This window comes from Candidatus Nitrotoga sp. BS, from assembly GCF_927797785.1.
Lineage (GTDB): Bacteria > Pseudomonadota > Gammaproteobacteria > Burkholderiales > Gallionellaceae > Nitrotoga.
Genome location: NZ_CAKMLL010000107.1, coordinates 21451 through 40313, shown reverse-complemented (window position 1 = coordinate 40313; position 18863 = coordinate 21451). Strand labels below are relative to the sequence as shown.

The 18863-nt window shown below is 46.5% G+C and carries 14 protein-coding genes and 1 pseudogene; 6 read left to right on the top strand and 9 right to left on the bottom strand.

The annotated features are described in order from the left end of the window. Nucleotides 1-30: 30 nt before the first annotated feature. Both ppx and MJ769_RS13030 read right to left on the bottom strand, forming a co-directional pair. Complete coding sequence (ppx, locus tag MJ769_RS13035) at nt 31-1539, bottom strand: exopolyphosphatase (protein WP_239237573.1); 1509 nt, start codon at nt 1537-1539, stop codon at nt 31-33. Nucleotides 1540-1725: 186 nt separating this feature from the next. Next, nucleotides 1726-2208, bottom strand: coding sequence for a hypothetical protein (locus tag MJ769_RS13030; RefSeq protein ID WP_239237572.1), 483 nt, complete (start codon nt 2206-2208; stop codon nt 1726-1728). 462 nt (nt 2209-2670) lie between these two features. Between MJ769_RS13030 and MJ769_RS13020 the strand changes: the two are divergent. Next, nucleotides 2671-2803, top strand: a pseudogene (locus tag MJ769_RS13020) (IS110 family transposase); the annotation flags it as partial. 87 nt (nt 2804-2890) lie between these two features. Further along, entirely contained in the window at nt 2891-4570 is a 1680-nt protein-coding gene (gene ggt / locus MJ769_RS13015) for a gamma-glutamyltransferase (protein ID WP_239237571.1), read from the top strand. Between the two features lie 166 nt (nt 4571-4736). On the opposite strand, the gene MJ769_RS13010 is transcribed toward ggt, so the two are convergent. Continuing rightward, entirely contained in the window at nt 4737-5921 is a 1185-nt protein-coding gene (locus MJ769_RS13010) for a mechanosensitive ion channel family protein (RefSeq protein ID WP_239237570.1), read from the bottom strand. 691 nt (nt 5922-6612) lie between these two features. Between MJ769_RS13010 and MJ769_RS13005 the strand changes: the two genes are divergently transcribed. The 4 genes from MJ769_RS13005 to MJ769_RS12990 all read left to right on the top strand — a co-directional run bounded on the left by MJ769_RS13005 (nt 6613) and on the right by MJ769_RS12990 (nt 11021). Beyond that, nucleotides 6613-7218 carry a nitroreductase family protein gene (locus MJ769_RS13005; RefSeq protein WP_239237569.1) on the top strand — a complete coding sequence of 202 codons (606 nt, stop codon included), beginning with the start codon at nt 6613-6615 and terminating at the stop codon, nt 7216-7218. A 1031-nt stretch (nt 7219-8249) separates the two neighbouring features. Continuing rightward, nucleotides 8250-9119 carry a DMT family transporter gene (locus tag MJ769_RS13000; RefSeq protein ID WP_239237568.1) on the top strand — a complete coding sequence of 290 codons (870 nt, stop codon included), beginning with the start codon at nt 8250-8252 and terminating at the stop codon, nt 9117-9119. Nucleotides 9120-9381: 262 nt separating this feature from the next. After that, entirely contained in the window at nt 9382-9609 is a 228-nt protein-coding gene (locus MJ769_RS12995) for a hypothetical protein (RefSeq protein WP_239237567.1), read from the top strand. 77 nt (nt 9610-9686) lie between these two features. Continuing rightward, nucleotides 9687-11021 carry a DUF3422 family protein gene (locus MJ769_RS12990; RefSeq protein WP_239237566.1) on the top strand — a complete coding sequence of 445 codons (1335 nt, stop codon included), beginning with the start codon at nt 9687-9689 and terminating at the stop codon, nt 11019-11021. A 336-nt stretch (nt 11022-11357) separates the two neighbouring features. Here MJ769_RS12990 and MJ769_RS12985 read toward each other — a convergent pair whose 3' ends face one another. The 6 genes from MJ769_RS12985 to ispG form a co-directional block, all read right to left on the bottom strand. Further along, nucleotides 11358-12671: a hypothetical protein gene (locus MJ769_RS12985; RefSeq protein ID WP_239237565.1), complete on the bottom strand. Its 1314-nt coding sequence runs from the start codon at nt 12669-12671 to the stop codon at nt 11358-11360. Between the two features lie 178 nt (nt 12672-12849). Next, on the bottom strand, nt 12850-14250 hold the full coding sequence (gene der / locus MJ769_RS12980) for a ribosome biogenesis GTPase Der (protein ID WP_239237564.1): 1401 nt from the start codon (nt 14248-14250) through the stop codon (nt 12850-12852). Between the two features lie 25 nt (nt 14251-14275). Beyond that, nucleotides 14276-15418 carry an outer membrane protein assembly factor BamB gene (gene bamB / locus MJ769_RS12975; protein WP_239237563.1) on the bottom strand — a complete coding sequence of 381 codons (1143 nt, stop codon included), beginning with the start codon at nt 15416-15418 and terminating at the stop codon, nt 14276-14278. Then, on the bottom strand, nt 15415-16053 hold the full coding sequence (locus tag MJ769_RS12970) for a YfgM family protein (protein WP_239237562.1): 639 nt from the start codon (nt 16051-16053) through the stop codon (nt 15415-15417). The genes bamB and MJ769_RS12970 overlap by 4 nt, the downstream gene beginning before the upstream one ends. 5 nt (nt 16054-16058) lie before the next feature. Next, nucleotides 16059-17336 (bottom strand): histidine--tRNA ligase, encoded by a 1278-nt coding sequence (gene hisS / locus MJ769_RS12965; RefSeq protein WP_239237561.1) that lies wholly within the window; start codon nt 17334-17336, stop codon nt 16059-16061. Between the two features lie 268 nt (nt 17337-17604). After that, nucleotides 17605-18861 (bottom strand): flavodoxin-dependent (E)-4-hydroxy-3-methylbut-2-enyl-diphosphate synthase, encoded by a 1257-nt coding sequence (gene ispG / locus MJ769_RS12960; RefSeq protein WP_239237560.1) that lies wholly within the window; start codon nt 18859-18861, stop codon nt 17605-17607. Between the last annotated feature and the right edge of the window lie 2 nt (nt 18862-18863).

Genomic DNA, 18863 nt, shown 5'->3' with positions numbered 1-18863 from the left:
CCCCTAAAAACCTGTCAAGTGTTTTCTTGATTATTTATAGGGGTGAGTAGTTACTAATTCACTGGTTATTGAAAAGTTGACTCCTACTGCTTCCCATTCTTTGACCTCGGCCTGCAACGCATTTTCTGTGAGCGGATTTTGCTCAATCCATTCTTTATCGAGTGTAATGCGGTATTTTTTGCCGCTTCTTTCCAGCTGTATTTTAGGCAAGGTCACATCCGTACGACTACGACAAAACAAAACCGCTAGGCGCAACACTAATATTGCAGTCCAATCCTCTATTATTTCCGATAATTTTGGCACCTTGGAAAGTGACCCGCGTTGCGCTCTTACTTGCAACCCGAACTGAAACTGCTCCATTTTAGAAAAACCCGGCATGTCAGCGTTTTCCAGAATGTAAGCTGCATGTTTGTGATAACCACTATGTGCGATGGAAATACCTATTTCATGCAGCCTGGCAGCCCATTGCAACTGCTGCTGCTCAGCGGCAACATCAACGTCAAAGCCCTGCGCCACTTGCTTGAAAAGCAACAACGCTAAATCCTCTACACGTTTGGCTTGTAATGGATCAATATGGTAACGTCGCATAAATTGGCTCACGGTGACTTCGCGCATATCCTGGTGATGCAGACGACCCAGCAGGTCATATAACACCCCTTCTTTAAGCGCGGTGCCCGCTACGCTCATATGCTGAATATCCAATTCAGTGAAAACTGCCGACATAATGGCAAATCCGCCAGGCAGTACAGGAATGCGATCCGATTTCAGACCAAGTGTATCCAGCCGCTTGCAGTCCCCTATTTTCAGTAACATGGAACGCAGTTTTGCCAGCCCCTCTGCCGTTATACCTTCATTGCTCCAATCATTTTGCTTTAACAAATCAGCCAATGCACGTGCTGTGCCAGATGACCCAATCGCTTCTTGCCAATTTCCGCCGGAAAACTCAAAACGAATTGATTGTAGCTCCATGCGCGCAGCGAGTTCTGCCTGCCGCATGGCATCTTTAGTAATTTTACCGTCGCCAAAAAACCGCTTGCTATAGCTGACACATCCCATGTACAAGCTTTCCATGCGAAGCGGCTCCAATCCCTCGCCAATCACGCATTCGGTAGAACCACCGCCGATATCAACCACTAACCGTTGGCTTTGCGATTGTGGCATGCAATGTGCCACGCCCAGATAAATTAACCGCGCCTCCTCTCGACCAGCGATTATTTCAATCGGAAAACCCAAAGCAGCTTCTGCTTTTTTAAGAAAAGCGGGGGCATTTTTAGCCAGCCTGAAAGTATTTGTGCCCACTACCCTTACAGCATGGCTTGGCAAGCCACGTAAACGCTCGCCAAAACGCTTAAGGCATTCAAGGGCACGAAGCTGGGACTCGTCATCTAACAAATTGTCCGACGTTAACCCTGCAGCCAGACGAGCTGTTTCTTTCAAGGAATCGAGTGGATATATCTGATCTTCCACTACTCGCGCGACTTGCAGCCGGAAGCTATTGGAACCCAAGTCCACTGCAGCAATGGTATCGTATGCTTGCATAGTAATTACCTGTCAATACTAAGGTTAGTCACTCACTTAGTGTGGTACATATAACTCATCTCAATGAGAGCAGATTCCGGCGCGGAGGATTGCAATCATTTTGCATCGCCTAAATTGTTTGGTATTTTCGACAAGGCTTTTCGCGTCCATAGACTTGCTAACAAAAGCATCTTATACGACAGCCACTCAATGTTTATTTGGTCGGCCTGTTTTAAGAATTTCCACTTGCCCTACAACTTTAACCAACTCAGAATCAGTTAGCTTTGACAAGCTAAGCAACCCCGCTCGCAGCAATTCGCTTTTTTTCACATGAACACCCGCCTGCAAGCACCTCTTCTTTAATGCGGCGAATTGCGAGTATTCATTTTCTGGCATGCTGAAACTATCACGCACCATTTTAATTTTTTTAGGCTTATCTGCCTTGGATAACTTCCCCGCTTTAGCTACTTTAGCAGTTGTTACAGCAGATCTTGAGACAGGACTATCGTTAGTCATTTTGCCCACTGCCTTTGTGGGAGTCACTGTCTTTGAGGGAATCACTTCTTTATCCGTTTGAGCAGGCTTATTAGACTTATTATTCGCAACCGCTTTAGCTGGCAACGATTTCGTCGTAACTTTAGATTTAGTAGTCGGTAAGGCTTTAACAGCAGCTCTCGCTTTTGTCGTCATGGCTTGCTCCAATTCAAATAAAAATTTAAAAAATGTTACCTGTACATGATCCGTATCATAACGCTATATACAGTTTATATCCATATATAAATAAAATAATTTACTTTTACTTACGTATATTCAATAAATTAAACATAAGTATAGGATAACTAAAATCAATTTAATGCTAGTAATGAACCTAAAGATAAAAATTTACACAATCAATGAATTTGCTCAATCTGATGCATTTCTTTGAATGCTGAACCGTGAAAATTACTGTACGTAGCTAAATGTCAAGTCCCGCCTGTTTCTAAACACGTTTAACAAATAAATCAGGTTTTCTGTGCCCCATTTTTTCAATGACTGGATGGGCGTCAAGTGATTCAAAGCGCGCTGCTGAATAGGGTTATTATAAACGTTTAAATAGCGCGTCAAAGTTGTCTCCAGCCCTGTATCGGTCTGGATGTTCATCAGGCGCAAATTATGGCCTGTGCCATGATTCACAACGCGTATTTAACAGCGCCAATTCGGCGCATTCAAGCGAGATCGGCTTGAAATTGAGGCGCGGGCGGCATCATTCAAGCCGGAACAGGTCGTGATAAAAAGCACGGGGATTTAAATGCTATTGTTAGTAATCAAAGATAAGTTTGCTACCGTGATAAGCTAAGCGCCACTGAAATTAATGATAAAAACTGAATACCACATGAAAATCGCATTGTATCTACTAGCCCTACTCTCAACGCCACTTCTTGCTGCGAGCCCAGAAGCAATTTATGGCAAAACGGGCATTGTCACCTCTCGATCGGCGCTTGCTTCCGCCGCCGGACTCGAAATCATGAAGGCGGGTGGCAATGCAGTCGATGGGGCCGTTGCGACAGCATTTACATTGGCGGTGACCTATCCTTCTGCGGGAAATCTTGGTGGGGGTGGTTTTGCTGTCGTGCGTTTAGCAGATGGCAAAGTCGTGACGCTGGATCACCGAGAAACTGCCCCGGCGAGTGCCAGTCGTGATATGTATCTAGACTCGGAAGGGAATATCATCAAGAAGTTATCAACAGCGAGCCACAAAGCGACCGGTACGCCAGGTTCTGTGGATGGTTTAATCACATTGCTTGAAACTTATGGTTCGCTTTCGATCAAACAAGTTATCGCTCCGGCAATTCGCTTAGCAGAAAAAGGCTTTCCTCTAAGTCATGATCTAGCGCGCCAATTTAACAAAGTGCTCAAAAAGATGGAGCAGTATCCCGAATCTATTAAGACTTTCTCCAAAAAAGGGGCGCCTTATGAGGAAGGTGACATATGGCGTCAGCCTGAGCTCGCAAAGACCTTGGAACGAATTGCGGACAGTGGTCGTGACGGTTTCTACAAGGGCAAAACTGCAGATCTGATCGTCGCTGAGATGCAGCGGGGTAACGGAGAAATCACGCTGAATGATCTGGCAAACTATAAATCAATTTGGCGAAAGCCGGTCAAAGGCACATATCGGGGTTACGATATTTACGGCATGGGGCCCCCATCTTCCGGCGGCGCGCTTGTGATACAAATTCTAAATATGATGGAAACCTACGATGTGTCTGCTATGGGTTTCGGGAGTGCCAAGGTGATTCACTTGATGGTTGAAGCGGAGCGACGCGCCTATGCAGACCGCGCAGAACATCTCGGAGATCCGGATTATTATGATGTCCCTATTGCGAAGCTCACCAATAAATCCTATGCCGCGCAGCGTTTTTCCGATTTTAATTCTGACAAAGCAAGTAAGAGTGAAAATATAGGCGCTGGGTACTGGCCCGAGGAAAGCCCTGAAACAACACATCTTTCCGTGTATAAAGAAGGGGTTATGGTTGCATTAACAACAACGCTCAATAGCGACTACGGCAACAAGATCATTGTCCAGGACGCTGGCTTCTTATTGAATAATGAAATGGATGACTTCTCAATAAAAGAAAACTCACCTAATCAATTTAATGTGATTGGAAGAGAAGCAAATTCCATTGCCCCAGGAAAAAGAATGTTGAGTTCAATGTCTCCAACACTTGTGCTTAAGGACGGGAAGCCCTTCTTGATCACCGGCTCCCCAGGTGGTTCAACGATTATCACCACAGCACTTCAGGTGATCGTGAATGTCATAGATCATGGCATGAGTATTGAAGATGCTGTTTCTCTGCCACGCTTCCATCACCAGTGGCAACCGGACCGAATTATATATGGCAAATACGGTATTTCACCGGACACACTTGAGGTGCTCAAAAAGATGGGACATATCGAATTTAAAGAAGCCAGCAGGGCGAGAGGAATAGGCGACGCTAATTCCATTATGATTACTGATAGCGTTATCTCCGGCATCAAAGATCCGAGAAATGAGGGTGCAGCACTCGCTTATTAGGTAACTTAATACCAGACTATAGGATTTCTTTGACGGAATCTCGGGATCAACGCCAGCGTTCTAGTCCCTCTATTAGCCACCTTACAGCCTAAAGAGCACCTCTAAAACGTCTTTCACAATCAGGAGAGGCTGCAACTGCAATGCCCGTAAGATGACATCTGTCGTATTACGAATTGCCCTCTTTTCCCAAATCTTTTACTTTAGCGGTTTGGTCAGGTCTGTGGAGCGGGAATGCTTCAGGTTGCCCGAGTGGCAGACTTTCCACGTAGATCGATTGCGATGGAAATGCAAAACTGGCCTTCTCAGCTTCGACAATTTCCTTAATTTTATATGCCAAACGTTCTTTCGCTTCCAGCCACTCTCCCCATACAGTGGTTTTAGTAAAACAATAGAGCATAATGTCGATGCTCGAGCTGCCAAATGAATCCAAAAAAATGAGCGTTTTCGTAAGTTCCGGATCGGTTTCGTAGTCTCCGCACTCGTGAACATACGTCGTGATGGCCCGAAGAATATTCTGGATTTGTTGTGTAGTCGAACGGTATTCAACTCCAATCATCCAATAGATTCTCCGGTTGGTCATCCGGGAGTAGTTAATCAACGCTTCATTGGCCAATTTGGAATTAGGAATCGTGACTAGGGCCTTATCAAATTGACGAATTTTTGTTCCACGAAACCCGATTTCTTCAACCGTACCTTCCACGTCAGGCGTCTTGATCCAATTCCCTTTTTCGAAAATATGGTCTAAGAAAATGGTGAGTCCGGCAAACAAATTCTTAATAATATCCTGCGCTCCGAGGGCAACCGCCATACCGACCAAACCCAAGCTACCGAGGACTGCCGCGACATTAAACCCCCATTCTTGAAACACAGCTGCAATACCTGAGCACACCACTACAAATTTTGCGATTTTGATGAAAAAGCTTTTAATGGTTTCGTGCATGCTTTCGTTACCAAAGATCATACTGGATCGATTTAGCAATAGTGACAGCGGATCAAGCATACGAAAAATAGACCAAAAGATCGTGAAGGCAATAAGGGATCGGATGATTTGCCCAAAAATGGCATTTAATGCAGGAGATAGTTCGACGACTTGTCCTGAAATATAGAGACCAATAATTACAAAGGTAAATTCAAGGGGACGTTTAATAGCTTCCAGAATACGGTCATATACATCTGTTTCGGATTGTCTACCCAGCCTATGGCAGACATAGCAAAAGAAGCGAGAGAAAATTCGACGAACAAGCAAGAAGCTTAGAAACACTCCTATCGCAATGAAAATATCACCCAGGGTGGTATTCAGAATGCCAACACGCCATACCGTAAGAATTTCTTGCCAAAAATCATTAAGCATAAATCGAAGGTACCAAAATAATGAGGAAAAAAAGATAGTCAATCAAACTGCACAATCGCAAGTATCCATGACCGTCGCTCTCCGGTCAATTCAAAATTTTAAATTTACTTATTTAAACAAGTAGATATGAAATATAACAGAATTTCATTTGCCGGCGATTTTCTCATCAGCAGAATTGAGCTTAAGCGCGTTACTTTATGAAAACACATACAGGACACCTCTAAAAATCCAATTTTGCGAGCAGCCGCTTTGCGGCTTGCCGTCTTACCCTACTTCGTCACAATAAGGCGTTAGTCGAAAAAAATTATCGCTTACACATCAAGCAAATATCGCGCTCAAATTTTTTGTTCGCGTCTTGCCTTGCATAGAAAATTGAATTTTTAGAGGCGCCATTAATGGTTTTAGGCTGTTAACCCCCGATTTCAGGCAACTCAGCAGGTGCTGAAAACTTTGCTCGAAATGGGCTGGAATCTGTAGTGAAATTTATGGCACCATCTGCTTTATCCTCATGGCAAACTACAAAATTTCCTTTCTGATAAAGGATGAATTATGCTATTCAATCAGCTTGCTAAATTGAGTTTCTCCGCACTGGCGGCTTCGTTCAACCTTCCGTTCAATCAGAACGCCCAAAGCAAGGCAGTTGGTTAACATCACGTTATGTTTTAAAAAAAAATTCAATAGGGGAAATAGTATGACGACAGTAGACGCAATACGTTCACGCCGAGCAGTTAAACATTTTGACGCTAGCCACAGCATGACAGAAGAAGAAATAAATGAGTTTCTGTCTTTGGCCGTGCTTGCACCCACGGCGTTCAATATTCAAAACTGGCGCTATGTCGTAGTAACGGACAAAGAGCTAAGAGCACAAATCAGGCAGGTGGCTTGGGGTCAAGCACAGGTGACAGATGCGTCGTTATTCATTGTTCTATGTGCCGACCTGAAGTCATGGGAAAGGCAGCCTGGTCGATACTGGGTTAATGCCCCCAAAGAAGTCCAGGAATTTATGCTTCCAGCTATCGATAATTACTATCGAGGCAAAGACCAGGTTCAGAGAGATGAGGCAATGAGATCTTGTGGTATAGCGGCGCAAACATTAATGCTTGCCGCAAAATCGATGGGATATGACTCATGTCCAATGGATGGTTTCGATTTCGAAAAAGTTGCTGAACTGATTCACCTGCCTGACGACCATGTAATTGCAATGTTTGTTGCAATTGGCAAGGGCACTAAGGAAGCGTGGCCACGACCGGGTCAGCTAGCACTTGATGAGGTGGTTATCAAAAACAGATTTGCATAGTAATAAAGGTGAATTGACAATGTGTTGCACTTCTAACTTGAATCCGCCCACGGTTAATGCAGACAAAAAAGCATAAAAGCGAATTATTACTTATTTTAAATATAATGCATTTTAAATTCAATTAGTTGTAAAACAAACAGATGAGTGATAAAAGCTCGTTTGTTTGTGTTTTATTTTAATCTGATATGTGCACTATACTGCTTATAAAAGGTTGCTAATCTCAAGGTATAAATTAAATGGAGTCAAAGCCGAATGCCACTAAGTTAAGGGGCTTCAGCATAGTTAAAACAACCAATTAAGTCAGTATTGTCATGGGTTTCACAATAATCTAATTTGGCTAAAAAGGCTTAACTTAGTGCCATTCGGGTCAAAACCCTTTAATTAAAAGATATTAATTCAACAATTGACCCCTTGAGTCTTGTTCGAGAAAATTCCAATCCCACAGGCATTTTTGGGCAGAGACGACATTTCTGACAATGTCATCCACAGTAACCAACTGAATCTATTTGAGCATTAACCGGACAACAGTGACCACAAATCTAAAAAATATTATCAGGTCGTATCTCCGCTTAAAAACTCATGCTTTGCACTCATCGACTGTACCTCTGTCACCCGACACTCAATAGCTGGTTTCGTCTGAAAAGAGTCATTATTAGAGGTCAACTACCCAAATTTCACATGTATTTCACTGTGGCGCAGTTTTTAAAATGCATAATCTATCCTCACCAATGCCCGATCTTCTGCTGTCGCAGAAAGACCAACAGAAAATATGAATTAGTCATTTTTCGAAAATTTAGAAGCGAAAATATAAATTGACTCCATACATTATTCACCCTGATAATCAGCCATGAACTCCTTTAAAGCCGTTTTACCCAACGAAGCCCTGCCAAGCGCACATCCGCGAGTGGTGTGGCATATTGAGTATTGTGGCCTGGAGAATAGCGTTTAAGCACTGTCAGCATTAGCAGTTTCCGAAAGGCCACAGAATGTTCCTGTGGCCTTTTTGTTTTTATGTCGTTTGGAGTATCGGTATGTCGCTTCCCGCCGCATTTATTTCAGTCATTCTTATCTGGTCTACTACGCCGCTTGCCATCAAGTGGAGCGCAATGGGAGTCGGGTTTAGTTTTGCAGTACTCTCGCGTATGGCAATAGGTGCGCTGTTATGTGTCGCGCTGCTAGTTATTCTGCGCATCCGTTTCCCATTGCATCGTAAGGCGCGTCTGAGCTATCTGGCCAGCGGATTAAGTATGTTCGGTGCGATGGCACTGACGTATTGGTCGTCTCAGTATGTCAGTTCCGGCATGATCTCCGTAATATTCGGATTGTCACCGTTGATTACCAGCTTGGGAGCGGCTTTGTGGCTCAAGGAAGAGGCAATAACTCCGAGCAAGATAGCAGGTATGTTGCTCGGGCTGGTCGGGCTGGTACTAGTGTTTCGCGGTGGCTTGGGTCTCGGTAATGTTGCAGCTGTGGGTCTGGTCGCACTTTTCATTGCGGTGGTACTGCAATCTCTCGGTTTGGTATGGATCAAATGGATAAGCGATGATAGTCCGCCGCTGGCAATGACGCTTGGCACTTTGATTGTGGCATTGCCGCTGTTTTTATTGGTATGGTGCCTGGCTGACGGGCACTGGCCTGCTGTATTGCCCGAACGGGCAGTAGCGACTACTTTGTACCTTGGAGTATTCGGGTCGGTGTTAGGCTTTACGTTGTATTATTACATGATCAAGCATATGCAAGCAGGTCGGATTGCTTTGGTTACGCTCGTAACACCGGTGCTGGCATTGCTACTTGGCCATGGATTGAACAATGAGACGGTGTTGCCCAATGTGTGGGTGGGTACGGCAAGTATTGCGCTTGGATTATGCTTGCATCGCTGGGGAGGGCGGTGGTTAGCATGACAGTGGCAATGGGGTTTACACATTGAAATGTGGATGACGACCGTCGATGAAAAGCCTAGCATAACGCACTGACGGGGGTATGGCTTGTGGTGTTCGTATCCAGGGAAATTGACTTGCTCGACTCTGAAATGCCGCTCCCGTCACCTGCATCATCCGATACGCCTGCCGGGATGGTGTCAGTCAAATGACTGTGGCTCTGAAAGGTGACGAGACATTTGGATGGTTTTCCAATTAGCTTGTCTTGATCTAAGGCGACAGCGATGTGCTGGAAGAATTAGACATCGGCCATCACGCGGATGGATTTCAGGAATTCTTCAGTCGCGTCGGCAAGCTGGAGACGTTTCACAAATTGCCTGTCGTTGTAGCCATGGAAGGATGCTACGGCTATGCGCGCCCGCTGGATGGGCAGATATGTCGATACGGCTACAAGGCACCTTCAACCGGGATGTTCAAGTCTAACAACATAAATCGGGAACCCAGCCTGATTTAATATGGTTATAGGAGGTGTAGTAGATTGGGAGATAGTATAATTTACTCAATCAATTTCTTGTCATTGGATTATTAAGCATGAATTCGAGTGGTAATCTTATCCCGCACGATTGGTTACCTCCTATCGATCCGCAACGTGCTTTATTGCATAACGTGGTGCATACCCGCCCGAGCCAACGTATCCGTTTACCTGCGCTGGTGATTTATGTGACTGTTTTCAATGATGGTGTCACGATTGAGCAAGAGTTTGAGCATTTGCGCCGACTCCCCTGTCAAGAAGCGCTCGAAATTGAAAACTTGCAGAATAATTTTTTGAGCTTGCGACTACAGGGTTGCAGCTTAAGGTGGGAGCGCCACACCGAGTTCACATCCTATTCGCTTGTGCAGCATTTGCCCGAGGTTGCACAATTAGGTGCAACAGACCCTGAATTGCTTTCATTCTTAGCCCTGCCAGAGGATTGGTTAGCCGGGATTCCTGGCCGCACTTTTGCTGCTGTCAAGCTAGCCATGGTGCATGGCGACTTAAATCGCCCAGTAGAGACGCTGGCATTAGCGCGCAATTGGTTTGGTGAAAACCCCGTGGTGGCTTCTCTCATCGGCAGGAATAGCCACTCGCTCGCGGTTACAGACTTCATGCTGCGTGACAGCGGTTTTGAACGCATGCTTTTAATTGCTCCGACTGAAACATCCGAATCACGTGCAGGACGTATTTCCCAGCGTCTACTCGAAATCGAAACTTACCGCCTTGTCGCACTGCGAGCTCTGCCAGCAGCTAAGCAGCTTGCCCCCGAGTTGGCTAATGCTGAGCAACAGCTAGTCGATATCACAGCTCAGCTGGAAAAAAAAGCCGCATCTGAACAAGAATTACTTGATCGATTAATCTCACTGGCTGTATGTATCGAACGTGCTCATGTCAAAAACATGTATCGCTTTGCAGCCACGCATGCCTACGACAAGATAGTGACTCAGCGTATCACTGAATTAAGAGAAAAAGCCATATCTGGTACGCAAACCATTGGTGAATTTATGGGCCGTCGCCTCTCTCCAGCCATAGCAACTGTTGAAGCTACTGCGCAACGCATGGTTTCGCTTTCTGAACGCATTTCACAAACTAGCGCATTGCTGCGAACGCAAGTTGACATAATGACCGAGACACAAAACCAACAGTTACTCGAAAAGCTTACGCGTGGACAAGAACTACAGTTGAAGTTGCAAAGTATGGTGGAGGGCTTATCGATTGCCGCTATCTCATATTATGTGGTCAGCTTGCTACTGTATGTCGCCAAAGCAGGCAAGGCTGCTGGTTTACCGGTTCATCCTGAGTTGATTGTCGGGGTAATGATCCCGATAATCATCTGGGCAGTCTGGTATGTAACTCGCCGCATTCACGATAAAGTTATTAAGCTGGATTGATAATGTTGGGTAGTTCATATTTAAGGGCACCTCTAAAAATCCAATTTTCGTCACAATACTGCGTTACTCGAAAAAATTATCGCTTACATATCAACTATATGCCGCGCTCAAATTTTTTACTCGCGCCTTGTCTTGTCTAGAAAATTGAATTTTTAGAGGCACCCTTAACAGACTATGTCAGTTACAAATACAAATAGGATTTCCTATTTTTATCACGCACTATTCTCAAAATCTTTGTGAATATATTTAGTCAAATACCCGCTACTTAATTTGTCATACTTCCAAACCGCTCTCTTGGCAGTCCAGCGCTTCTAAGTTTGCCTTGAGAAACCATCATTATGGCTTACGTTCGATTTGCGGCAACCAGCCAGGATTTAGACCCTCTCCACCATAGGCTCCACGGACGTGTTCATTCCGCTTGCGCTTGTTAAAATCCATATCCCAGTCCTTAAAGACGCGAAAAGAGGCGGTATCGACCAGTTTTAATTTCACAATATTTTTTACTTTCGGGTAAAGATCCATCGTGCCTAATGGGGCAAATGGCTTCCATAAATAATCAACGGCATCTTCTATTTGGCCGATGCTATTGGATTCCTGCGATTTGGCTGCAATCGGTCTAGAAGCAAAGATCACATTGGCTGAGACGTGTTGAACATAATTTTCGCTGCCCTGACCTGAAATGATTGAAATACCGGTTTCAGGGGTAATAACAGTATTGTAGAAAACGTGTATAGAGCGTGGAATATCATTATGTGGCTGAATTCTGATCGCATTCCCATAGCCGTTGACGAAAAGGTTGTTATACAGTGCAAGATTCCCTTCTCCCTGAAAGAGCGCTTCGGTAGGATTTTGATAGAAGAAATTGCCATAGATTTCGTAATTATCTTTCGACCCATTCCCTTTCACGGGCCAGTGCCCCACGAGCACATTAGGCCGCGCTAACGGCCCGGTAGCAGCTCCTTTTTCCTTGCTAAAAACGTTGTGGCGGATAATGGTGACGCTCGGATCGAGAGGCATACTCGGAATCTCCGGTCGCGCGTTTTGATGCTTAATTTGCAAGTTGTAGCCTATCGTATCAACGATTAAATTGTTCTCTACCAAGCCCTCCACAAATGGTGCGTTACCATCGGAGTTGCCGAGATAAATTCCGGTGCCGGCACCCATAATTGTGTTACTTCGGATAACCCAGCTCCACGCGGGGCACTTTGTCGAAATACCGACTGTTTGTTGGTTGTTGCCATGACCTTTAATAATCAGATTTTCCAGCGTGATGTGGTGAGCCCAGTCAGCGTATCCTTCACATTTAACGCCGTCCACAGCCATACCCTGTCCGTTAAGCTCCAAATTACGGATAACAATATAACTGGCGTTAATCATGCTGATCGTGGCGTATCCAGGCCTGGCCAAAAAAACAGGTACAGGACCCTCTGGCGGGCCCATTATGATGATGGGATTGTCCTTATTCCCGTTTAGCTGGTGCACGGGCAAACCTTTTTTGTACACGCCGGGCTGTAGTAAAAGCGTGTCGCCTGGTTCCAGACGCGAAAGCAATTCACGATAATTATCGGCGTCAGCTGTAACGAGGCTGGCAGCCTGTAATATTGAACTGCACAGGAGTAAGAGGAGAGAAACTATGTGTCGTAAGAACATACAATACATATTTTGATTTGTTGCGTAGTTCAGAAATCAATATCCCGATAATTGTGGCTGAATCAATGTTTACAATTCAATTTTCGGTGAGTTGCAGATATTCTGCATGCAATATTTTGTTTTTTTAGTACTCGACGTAATTAATTGAAATAAATATTTATATATTTTTAAGCTTGGATTAACGCCCGTATAGCCTGCGTCCACGAATGCGCGCGCGGTGAGCACTGCGCTCCTCGCTTTCGGTTAGCGGTTTGGGGGTTTTATTGGCGAACGGGTTTTTGCCTGCCTTGAATTCGATCCTGAGTGGCGTTCCTTGCAGTTTGAAGGCAGTACAGAAAGTGCGTTCCAGATAACGGCGGTAACTTTCCGGTATATTGTCCAACGCGCTACCATGAATCACGATTAGCGGCGGATTGCTGCCACCTTGGTGAGCGTAACGCAATTTGGGACGAAACTGTGAGCGCGGAGGCTGTTGCTTTTCCACTGCAGCTATAAGTACCCGTGTGAGCTGAGGCGTAGGCAGTTTGGCCATGGCGGCAGCATAAGCCTCATCCACCGATTTCAATATACCGGCCACGCCATCGCCTAGAAGTGCAGAGATGTAATGTAATTTGGCAAAACTGAGGAAATGCAACTTGCGATCAAGATCGCGTTTAGTCGTCTCGCGTTGGTAGTCGTCCAGCCCGTCCCACTTGTTTACCGCCAATACCAATGCACGTCCAGCTTGCAAAACGAAATCCGCGATATGCGCATCTTGCTCGGTAATGGTCTGTTGTGCATCTACCACGAGAACGACAACGTTGGCGTCTTCTACCGCCTGCAATGTTTTTATTACGGAAAATTTCTCGACGGCTTCGTCGACTTTGCCTCGGCGACGAACGCCAGCGGTGTCTATGATGGTGTATTGCTTAGCATTACGTTCAAAATCAATATAAATGCTGTCGCGTGTAGTGCCGGGTTGATCGAAAGCAATTACCCGTTCCTCGCCTAAAAGCGCATTGACCAAGGTAGATTTTCCAACATTAGGACGGCCAACAATAGCCATTTTCGGGTGATCTGAATGTTTTTCATCATTTTCAGCTTGAGGTGGTAATTCTTCCAGTGCAAGCTCCACCATCTCACTTACATTGTCACCATGTGCTGAAGAAATAGGCAACGGCTCGCCTATTCCCAATTCGAAAAATTCATTGACAACAGCAGCGCGCTGCATGCCTTCAGCCTTGTTGACCAGGAGCATCAGGGGACGCCCAGATTTGCGCAATTGCTCGGCAATAATCCTGTCCTGTGGGGTCAATCCTTGACGCCCATCAACCAAGAACAACACCAAGTCGGCTTCGTCCACCGCTTGCCGCGTTTGCTTGGCCATTTCATACAGAATACCTTCCTTGGCTACCGGCTCCAGACCACCGGTATCCACCACTAGGAATGGCCGTTCGCCAACCCGCCCACGCCCATAGTGACGGTCGCGCGTTAGCCCTGGCAGATCAGCTACCAGAGCATCACGGCTACGCGTAAGGCGGTTAAATAAAGTGGATTTCCCCACATTTGGACGACCAACTAAAACGAGTGTGGGTAACATTTCAGACTTTCAATTAGGCGCAAACTTAATGGAGGGTGACCGAATACAAACCACCATTTTGTGTTTGCACCAACAGACCACCATCCAGCTCCATCGGAGCAGTCAGTATGGCACTACCATCGGTCTTCAACCTTGCCACCATGCCTCCATCCTCACGACTCAGCACATGCAGATACCCTTGATAATCGCCCACTATCAACTGTTCTCCAAACGCATAGGGGACTGAGGGTTGGCGCATGAATAACTGTTCGTTTTTCCAAACTGAACTTCCATTACTTTTATCCATTGCCAGCACAGCACCACTGGTATTTGTAGCATAAAGATAATTATGGAATAGCGTTATGCCTTTATCGCTGGATAGGTCTCGGCTCCATAACAAACTACCTTGTGCCAAGCCATAACACGCCACACGTCCTTGAAACGCCACTGTACAGACCTGTTCGTCATCTAGCACCGGCGAACTGGTAATGTCGCTGATGCGCTCCAACTCAGTGTTGCCACGCGGTTGAGACACGACTGTTTCCCATATGACAATGCCGGAACTCAAGCTAATTGCCGTCAGTTTGCCAGCGGGCAATCCGGCAAATACTGTGCCACGTTCAATCACTACACCTGCATGGCTGCGCACAACCAGCGGGGGCATGGCGTGTTCATACAACCACAAACGCTTGCCATCCGTGGCATCCAAGCCAGAAAGGCGTCCGTCAGCGGTACGCACTACCACAATGCCATCAACAACTTTTGCTACATTCAATACTTCGCTGGACACTTTCGTTTTCCAACGTAACTTACCATCCTCCGTAAAGGCAGCCAATTGGCCCTTTCCACCACCGACCAGCACTAAACCTTCGCCCTCCCCTACCCCGGCAGTAATGGTGAAGTCACTATTGACACGCCACACTTCTTTTCCTGTTGCAGGATCGAGTCGAAATAACTCGCCCTTGGCATTTGCGGCATACACCGCATCACTCGTTACGGCAGGCTGCAGAATAGAATTGCCACTTCCACCGATTTTGTGATGCCAGCGCACATCAAACGTAGCAGCCTGCTTGAATTCAACCAGCGCTGCCGGCTCCTTGCCGGTCTTTTCGCTGCTAAACCAGCCAGACACAGTGGAGCAGCCTGCCAGCGTTACAAGTAGCAACAGCGCAGTAATGCGAATAATCATTTAGCGCCTCCAAGCGCGTCCAATTTAATTTGAATCAAGCTGCGATATTTACTATTGGGATCGAATTTATTAAATGCAAGCTGGTAAACGGCTCGTGCTTCGTCAGCTTTACCCTGCGCGTGCAGCACGTCACCCTTAAGGTCAGCATACAAACCGTCAAAAGATTCAGGATGCTTTTCGTCCAGCAGCTTGAGTGCATCAGCGAATTTTTTTTCGTCTAACAATACACTAGCCAAGTTGAGACGCGCTACACTCTGTAGCCCTGTCTCTTCAGCATGTTTAATCACCCACTCTAATTGTGATTTAGCGCGTGGCACATCATTACTTTGAATATTAACCTTCGCCGCCAGCAGCGCCGCCCGCGGCGCGTAAACGGTAGAACCGAATTTTTCGATCACTGCTGTCTCGGCATCATTGATACGCTTGGGGTCGTTGCTGGCGAGCTGTTTTTCCAGTTCTGCATATAACATGCTGGCTTCATTCATCTTCTTATCTTTATAGAACTGCCAACCCTGCATTGCAGCAAAACCGCTTACAACCAAAGCCAATGCTATTAACAGCCATTTGCCATTGTCCTTCCACCATGCTTTAAACGCATCTACCTGCTCCTGCTCCTGCAAATCGAGTACTGCCATTTTCTCTATCCTTGTTTAATCAGTTCGTTAATTTTGGCCGGTAATTCGTCAAATGCTACCTGCAGTTGTTCGCCACCACGTAGCGGTTTGAGCGTGGCCAGCCCAGTACTCGCTTCATTGTCGCCGAGAATAACTGCAAAACATGCGTTACTGGCATCTGCCTTTTTCATCTGCGATTTAAAGCTTCCACCACTGCAATGCAGCACTACGCGCAACCCGGAATCCCTCAATCGTTCCGCAATTAAGCTCGCCATGCCATCTGCCATCTCGCCTTGATGCACCAAATACACATCTAGTGGTGCCGGAGGAGCATCCATACCATCTTCCTGCAACAGTGCCAACAAGCGTTCAATGCCCATGGCAAAACCGGTGGCCGGTGCAGGTTTTCCACCTATTTGCTCAATCAAGCCATCAAAACGACCGCCCGCACAAACAGTACCCTGCGCGCCGAGGCGAGTAGCAACCCATTCGAATACAGTACGATTATAATAATCCAGCCCTCGCACTAAACGTGGATTTATCTCAAACGCCACTTCATGGCGGTGTAAAATTTTCTGTACTGTCTCAAAATGCTTAAGTGCGTCTTCTTCCAGCTCCTCCATCAAACTGGGCGCGGCCAATATCAATTCTTGCATTGCCGGATTTTTGCTATCAAGGATGCGCAGTGGATTACTGTGCAAACGGCGCGTGGCATCAGCATCCAGTACGCCACTGTACTGCTCGAAATAGGCTATCAACTTGGCGCGATGCCGCTGCCGCGCAGCTATATCACCCAGTGTATTAAGTTGCAATGTAATATCGCGCAAGCCCAGTTTGCGCCATAGGCGTGCGCACATCAGAATCTGTTCGGCATCAATATCCGGGCCAGCGAAGCCTAATGCTTCCACGCCGACCTGGTGAAACTGACGGTAACGCCCTTTCTGCGGTCGTTCGTGGCGGAACATCGCACCACTGTAGTATAAACGCTGCGGCGCATTGTACAGCAGGCTGTGTTGCAGCGCGGCGCGCACGCAAGAAGCCGTACCTTCCGGACGAAGCGTAAGCTGATCACCATTGAGGCTATCCTCAAAGCTGTACATTTCTTTTTCTACAATGTCGGTCACTTCACCTATCGCGCGTTTGAATAACGCCGTCTGTTCCAGTAATGGCATGCGAATGTTGCGGTAACCATAACTTTCCAGCCAGTCACGCACAGTATCCTCGAACCACAGCCAAAGGCCTGCCTCTTCCGGCAAGATGTCATTCATGCCGCGTACGGCCTGCAACGGGGAATTGCTACTCATAAAACGATTAACCTTTACTTCACTCATGACTGGTACGATCAAAACAACTTCACCCTACTTCTATGTACGTTTAGGGCGCCTCTAAAAATTCAATTCTCTAGACAAGACAAGGCGCGAGTAAAAAAATTGAGCGCGGCATATAGTTGATATGTAAGCGATAATTTTCTTTGAGTAACGCAGTATTGTGACGGAAATTGGATTTTCAGAAGTGCCTTTTGCAATGTCTGAGCGCTACTTTTATTGTTTGGTGCTCAATTTATACTTGGATTTATATAGATTCTGAATGGGAACGGTCAGCTTCACGCCGCGCGTAGTTGCGCGCTACGTAATCATTTACGATTTGCTTGAACTCGTTGGCAATATTGTCACCACGCAAAGTAACAACTTTTTGACCATCCATATATACCGGTGCTGCAGGATGCTCGTTACTGCCCGGCAGACTGATACCAATGTTGGCCATCTTGCTTTCCCCAGGACCGTTCACTATACAGCCCATTACCGCCACTGTCATATCCTCAGCGCCGCTGAATTGCTCGCGCCATACCGGCATTTGCTCGCGCAAATAAGACTGGATACTTTGCGCCAATTCTTGAAAAACCGTGCTGGTGGTACGACCGCAGCCGGGGCAAGCAATCACCATAGGCGTAAAGGAGCGTAAACCCATCGTTTGCAAAATTTCCTGTGCCACGATGACCTCCTGCGTGCGATCGCCACCCGGTTCCGGCGTGAGAGAGATACGTATGGTATCCCCTATCCCTTCCTGTAGTAACACGGCAAGCGCGGCAGTAGAGGCGACAATACCTTTGGATCCCATGCCAGCTTCTGTTAACCCCAGGTGCAGCGGATAATCACAGCGCAGTGCTAATTCACGGTATACCGCAATTAAAGCTTGAACCTCACTCACCTTGCACGACAACACAATTCGATCATGCGGCAAACCAAGTCTTTCGGCGTGCTGAGCGCTATCCAGTGCAGACACGATGAGTGCTTCACGCATTACCGCTGCAGCCTCCTTCGGCTGTGCTAATTTGGCGTTTTCATCCATCATGCGCACGATCAAATCAGCCTCCAGGCTACCCCAGTTCACCCCGATGCGCACCGGCTTAGCATAACGGCAGGCAGCGTCTATCATCATAGCAAACTGGTCATCTCCCTTGCGGTTACGACCAACATTGCCCGGGTTAATCCGGTATCCCCCTAGTGTTTTGGCGCATTCCGGAAAGTCAGTTAACAAACGATGACCGTTGTAATGAAAATCACCCACCAAGGGTACATTACAGCCCATTTTGTCGAGCAACTCGCGAATGCGAGGCACTTGTGCGGCAGCTTCGGCTGTGTTAACAGTAATTCGCACTAATTCGGAACCGGCTTGTGCAAGTTCATAGACCTGGCGCGCGGTACCTGCGGCATCCACGGTATCAGTATTGGTCATGGACTGCACTACGATAGGAGCACCGCCACCTATGGCAATATTACCTACCATGACACGTTGCGTCACGCGACGCTGAATGGGTTGCTGACTCATAT

Bases quoted from the DNA above. Each gene is read 5' to 3' on its own strand.
- MJ769_RS13030 (WP_239237572.1), bottom strand. From the start codon at position 2,208: ATGACGACAAAAGCGAGAGCTGCTGTTAAAGCCTTACCGACTACTAAA.
- bamB (WP_239237563.1), bottom strand. From the start codon at position 15,418: ATGATTATTCGCATTACTGCGCTGTTGCTACTTGTAACGCTGGCAGGC.
- der (WP_239237564.1), bottom strand. From the start codon at position 14,250: ATGTTACCCACACTCGTTTTAGTTGGTCGTCCAAATGTGGGGAAATCC.
- MJ769_RS12970 (WP_239237562.1), bottom strand. From the start codon at position 16,053: ATGGCAGTACTCGATTTGCAGGAGCAGGAGCAGGTAGATGCGTTTAAA.
- MJ769_RS13000 (WP_239237568.1), top strand. From the start codon at position 8,250: ATGTCGCTTCCCGCCGCATTTATTTCAGTCATTCTTATCTGGTCTACT.
- ggt (WP_239237571.1), top strand. From the start codon at position 2,891: ATGAAAATCGCATTGTATCTACTAGCCCTACTCTCAACGCCACTTCTT.
- MJ769_RS12985 (WP_239237565.1), bottom strand. From the start codon at position 12,671: ATGTTCTTACGACACATAGTTTCTCTCCTCTTACTCCTGTGCAGTTCA.
- MJ769_RS13010 (WP_239237570.1), bottom strand. From the start codon at position 5,921: ATGCTTAATGATTTTTGGCAAGAAATTCTTACGGTATGGCGTGTTGGC.
- ispG (WP_239237560.1), bottom strand. From the start codon at position 18,861: ATGAGTCAGCAACCCATTCAGCGTCGCGTGACGCAACGTGTCATGGTA.
- ppx (WP_239237573.1), bottom strand. From the start codon at position 1,539: ATGCAAGCATACGATACCATTGCTGCAGTGGACTTGGGTTCCAATAGC.
- MJ769_RS13005 (WP_239237569.1), top strand. From the start codon at position 6,613: ATGACGACAGTAGACGCAATACGTTCACGCCGAGCAGTTAAACATTTT.
- MJ769_RS12990 (WP_239237566.1), top strand. From the start codon at position 9,687: ATGAATTCGAGTGGTAATCTTATCCCGCACGATTGGTTACCTCCTATC.
- hisS (WP_239237561.1), bottom strand. From the start codon at position 17,336: ATGAGTAGCAATTCCCCGTTGCAGGCCGTACGCGGCATGAATGACATC.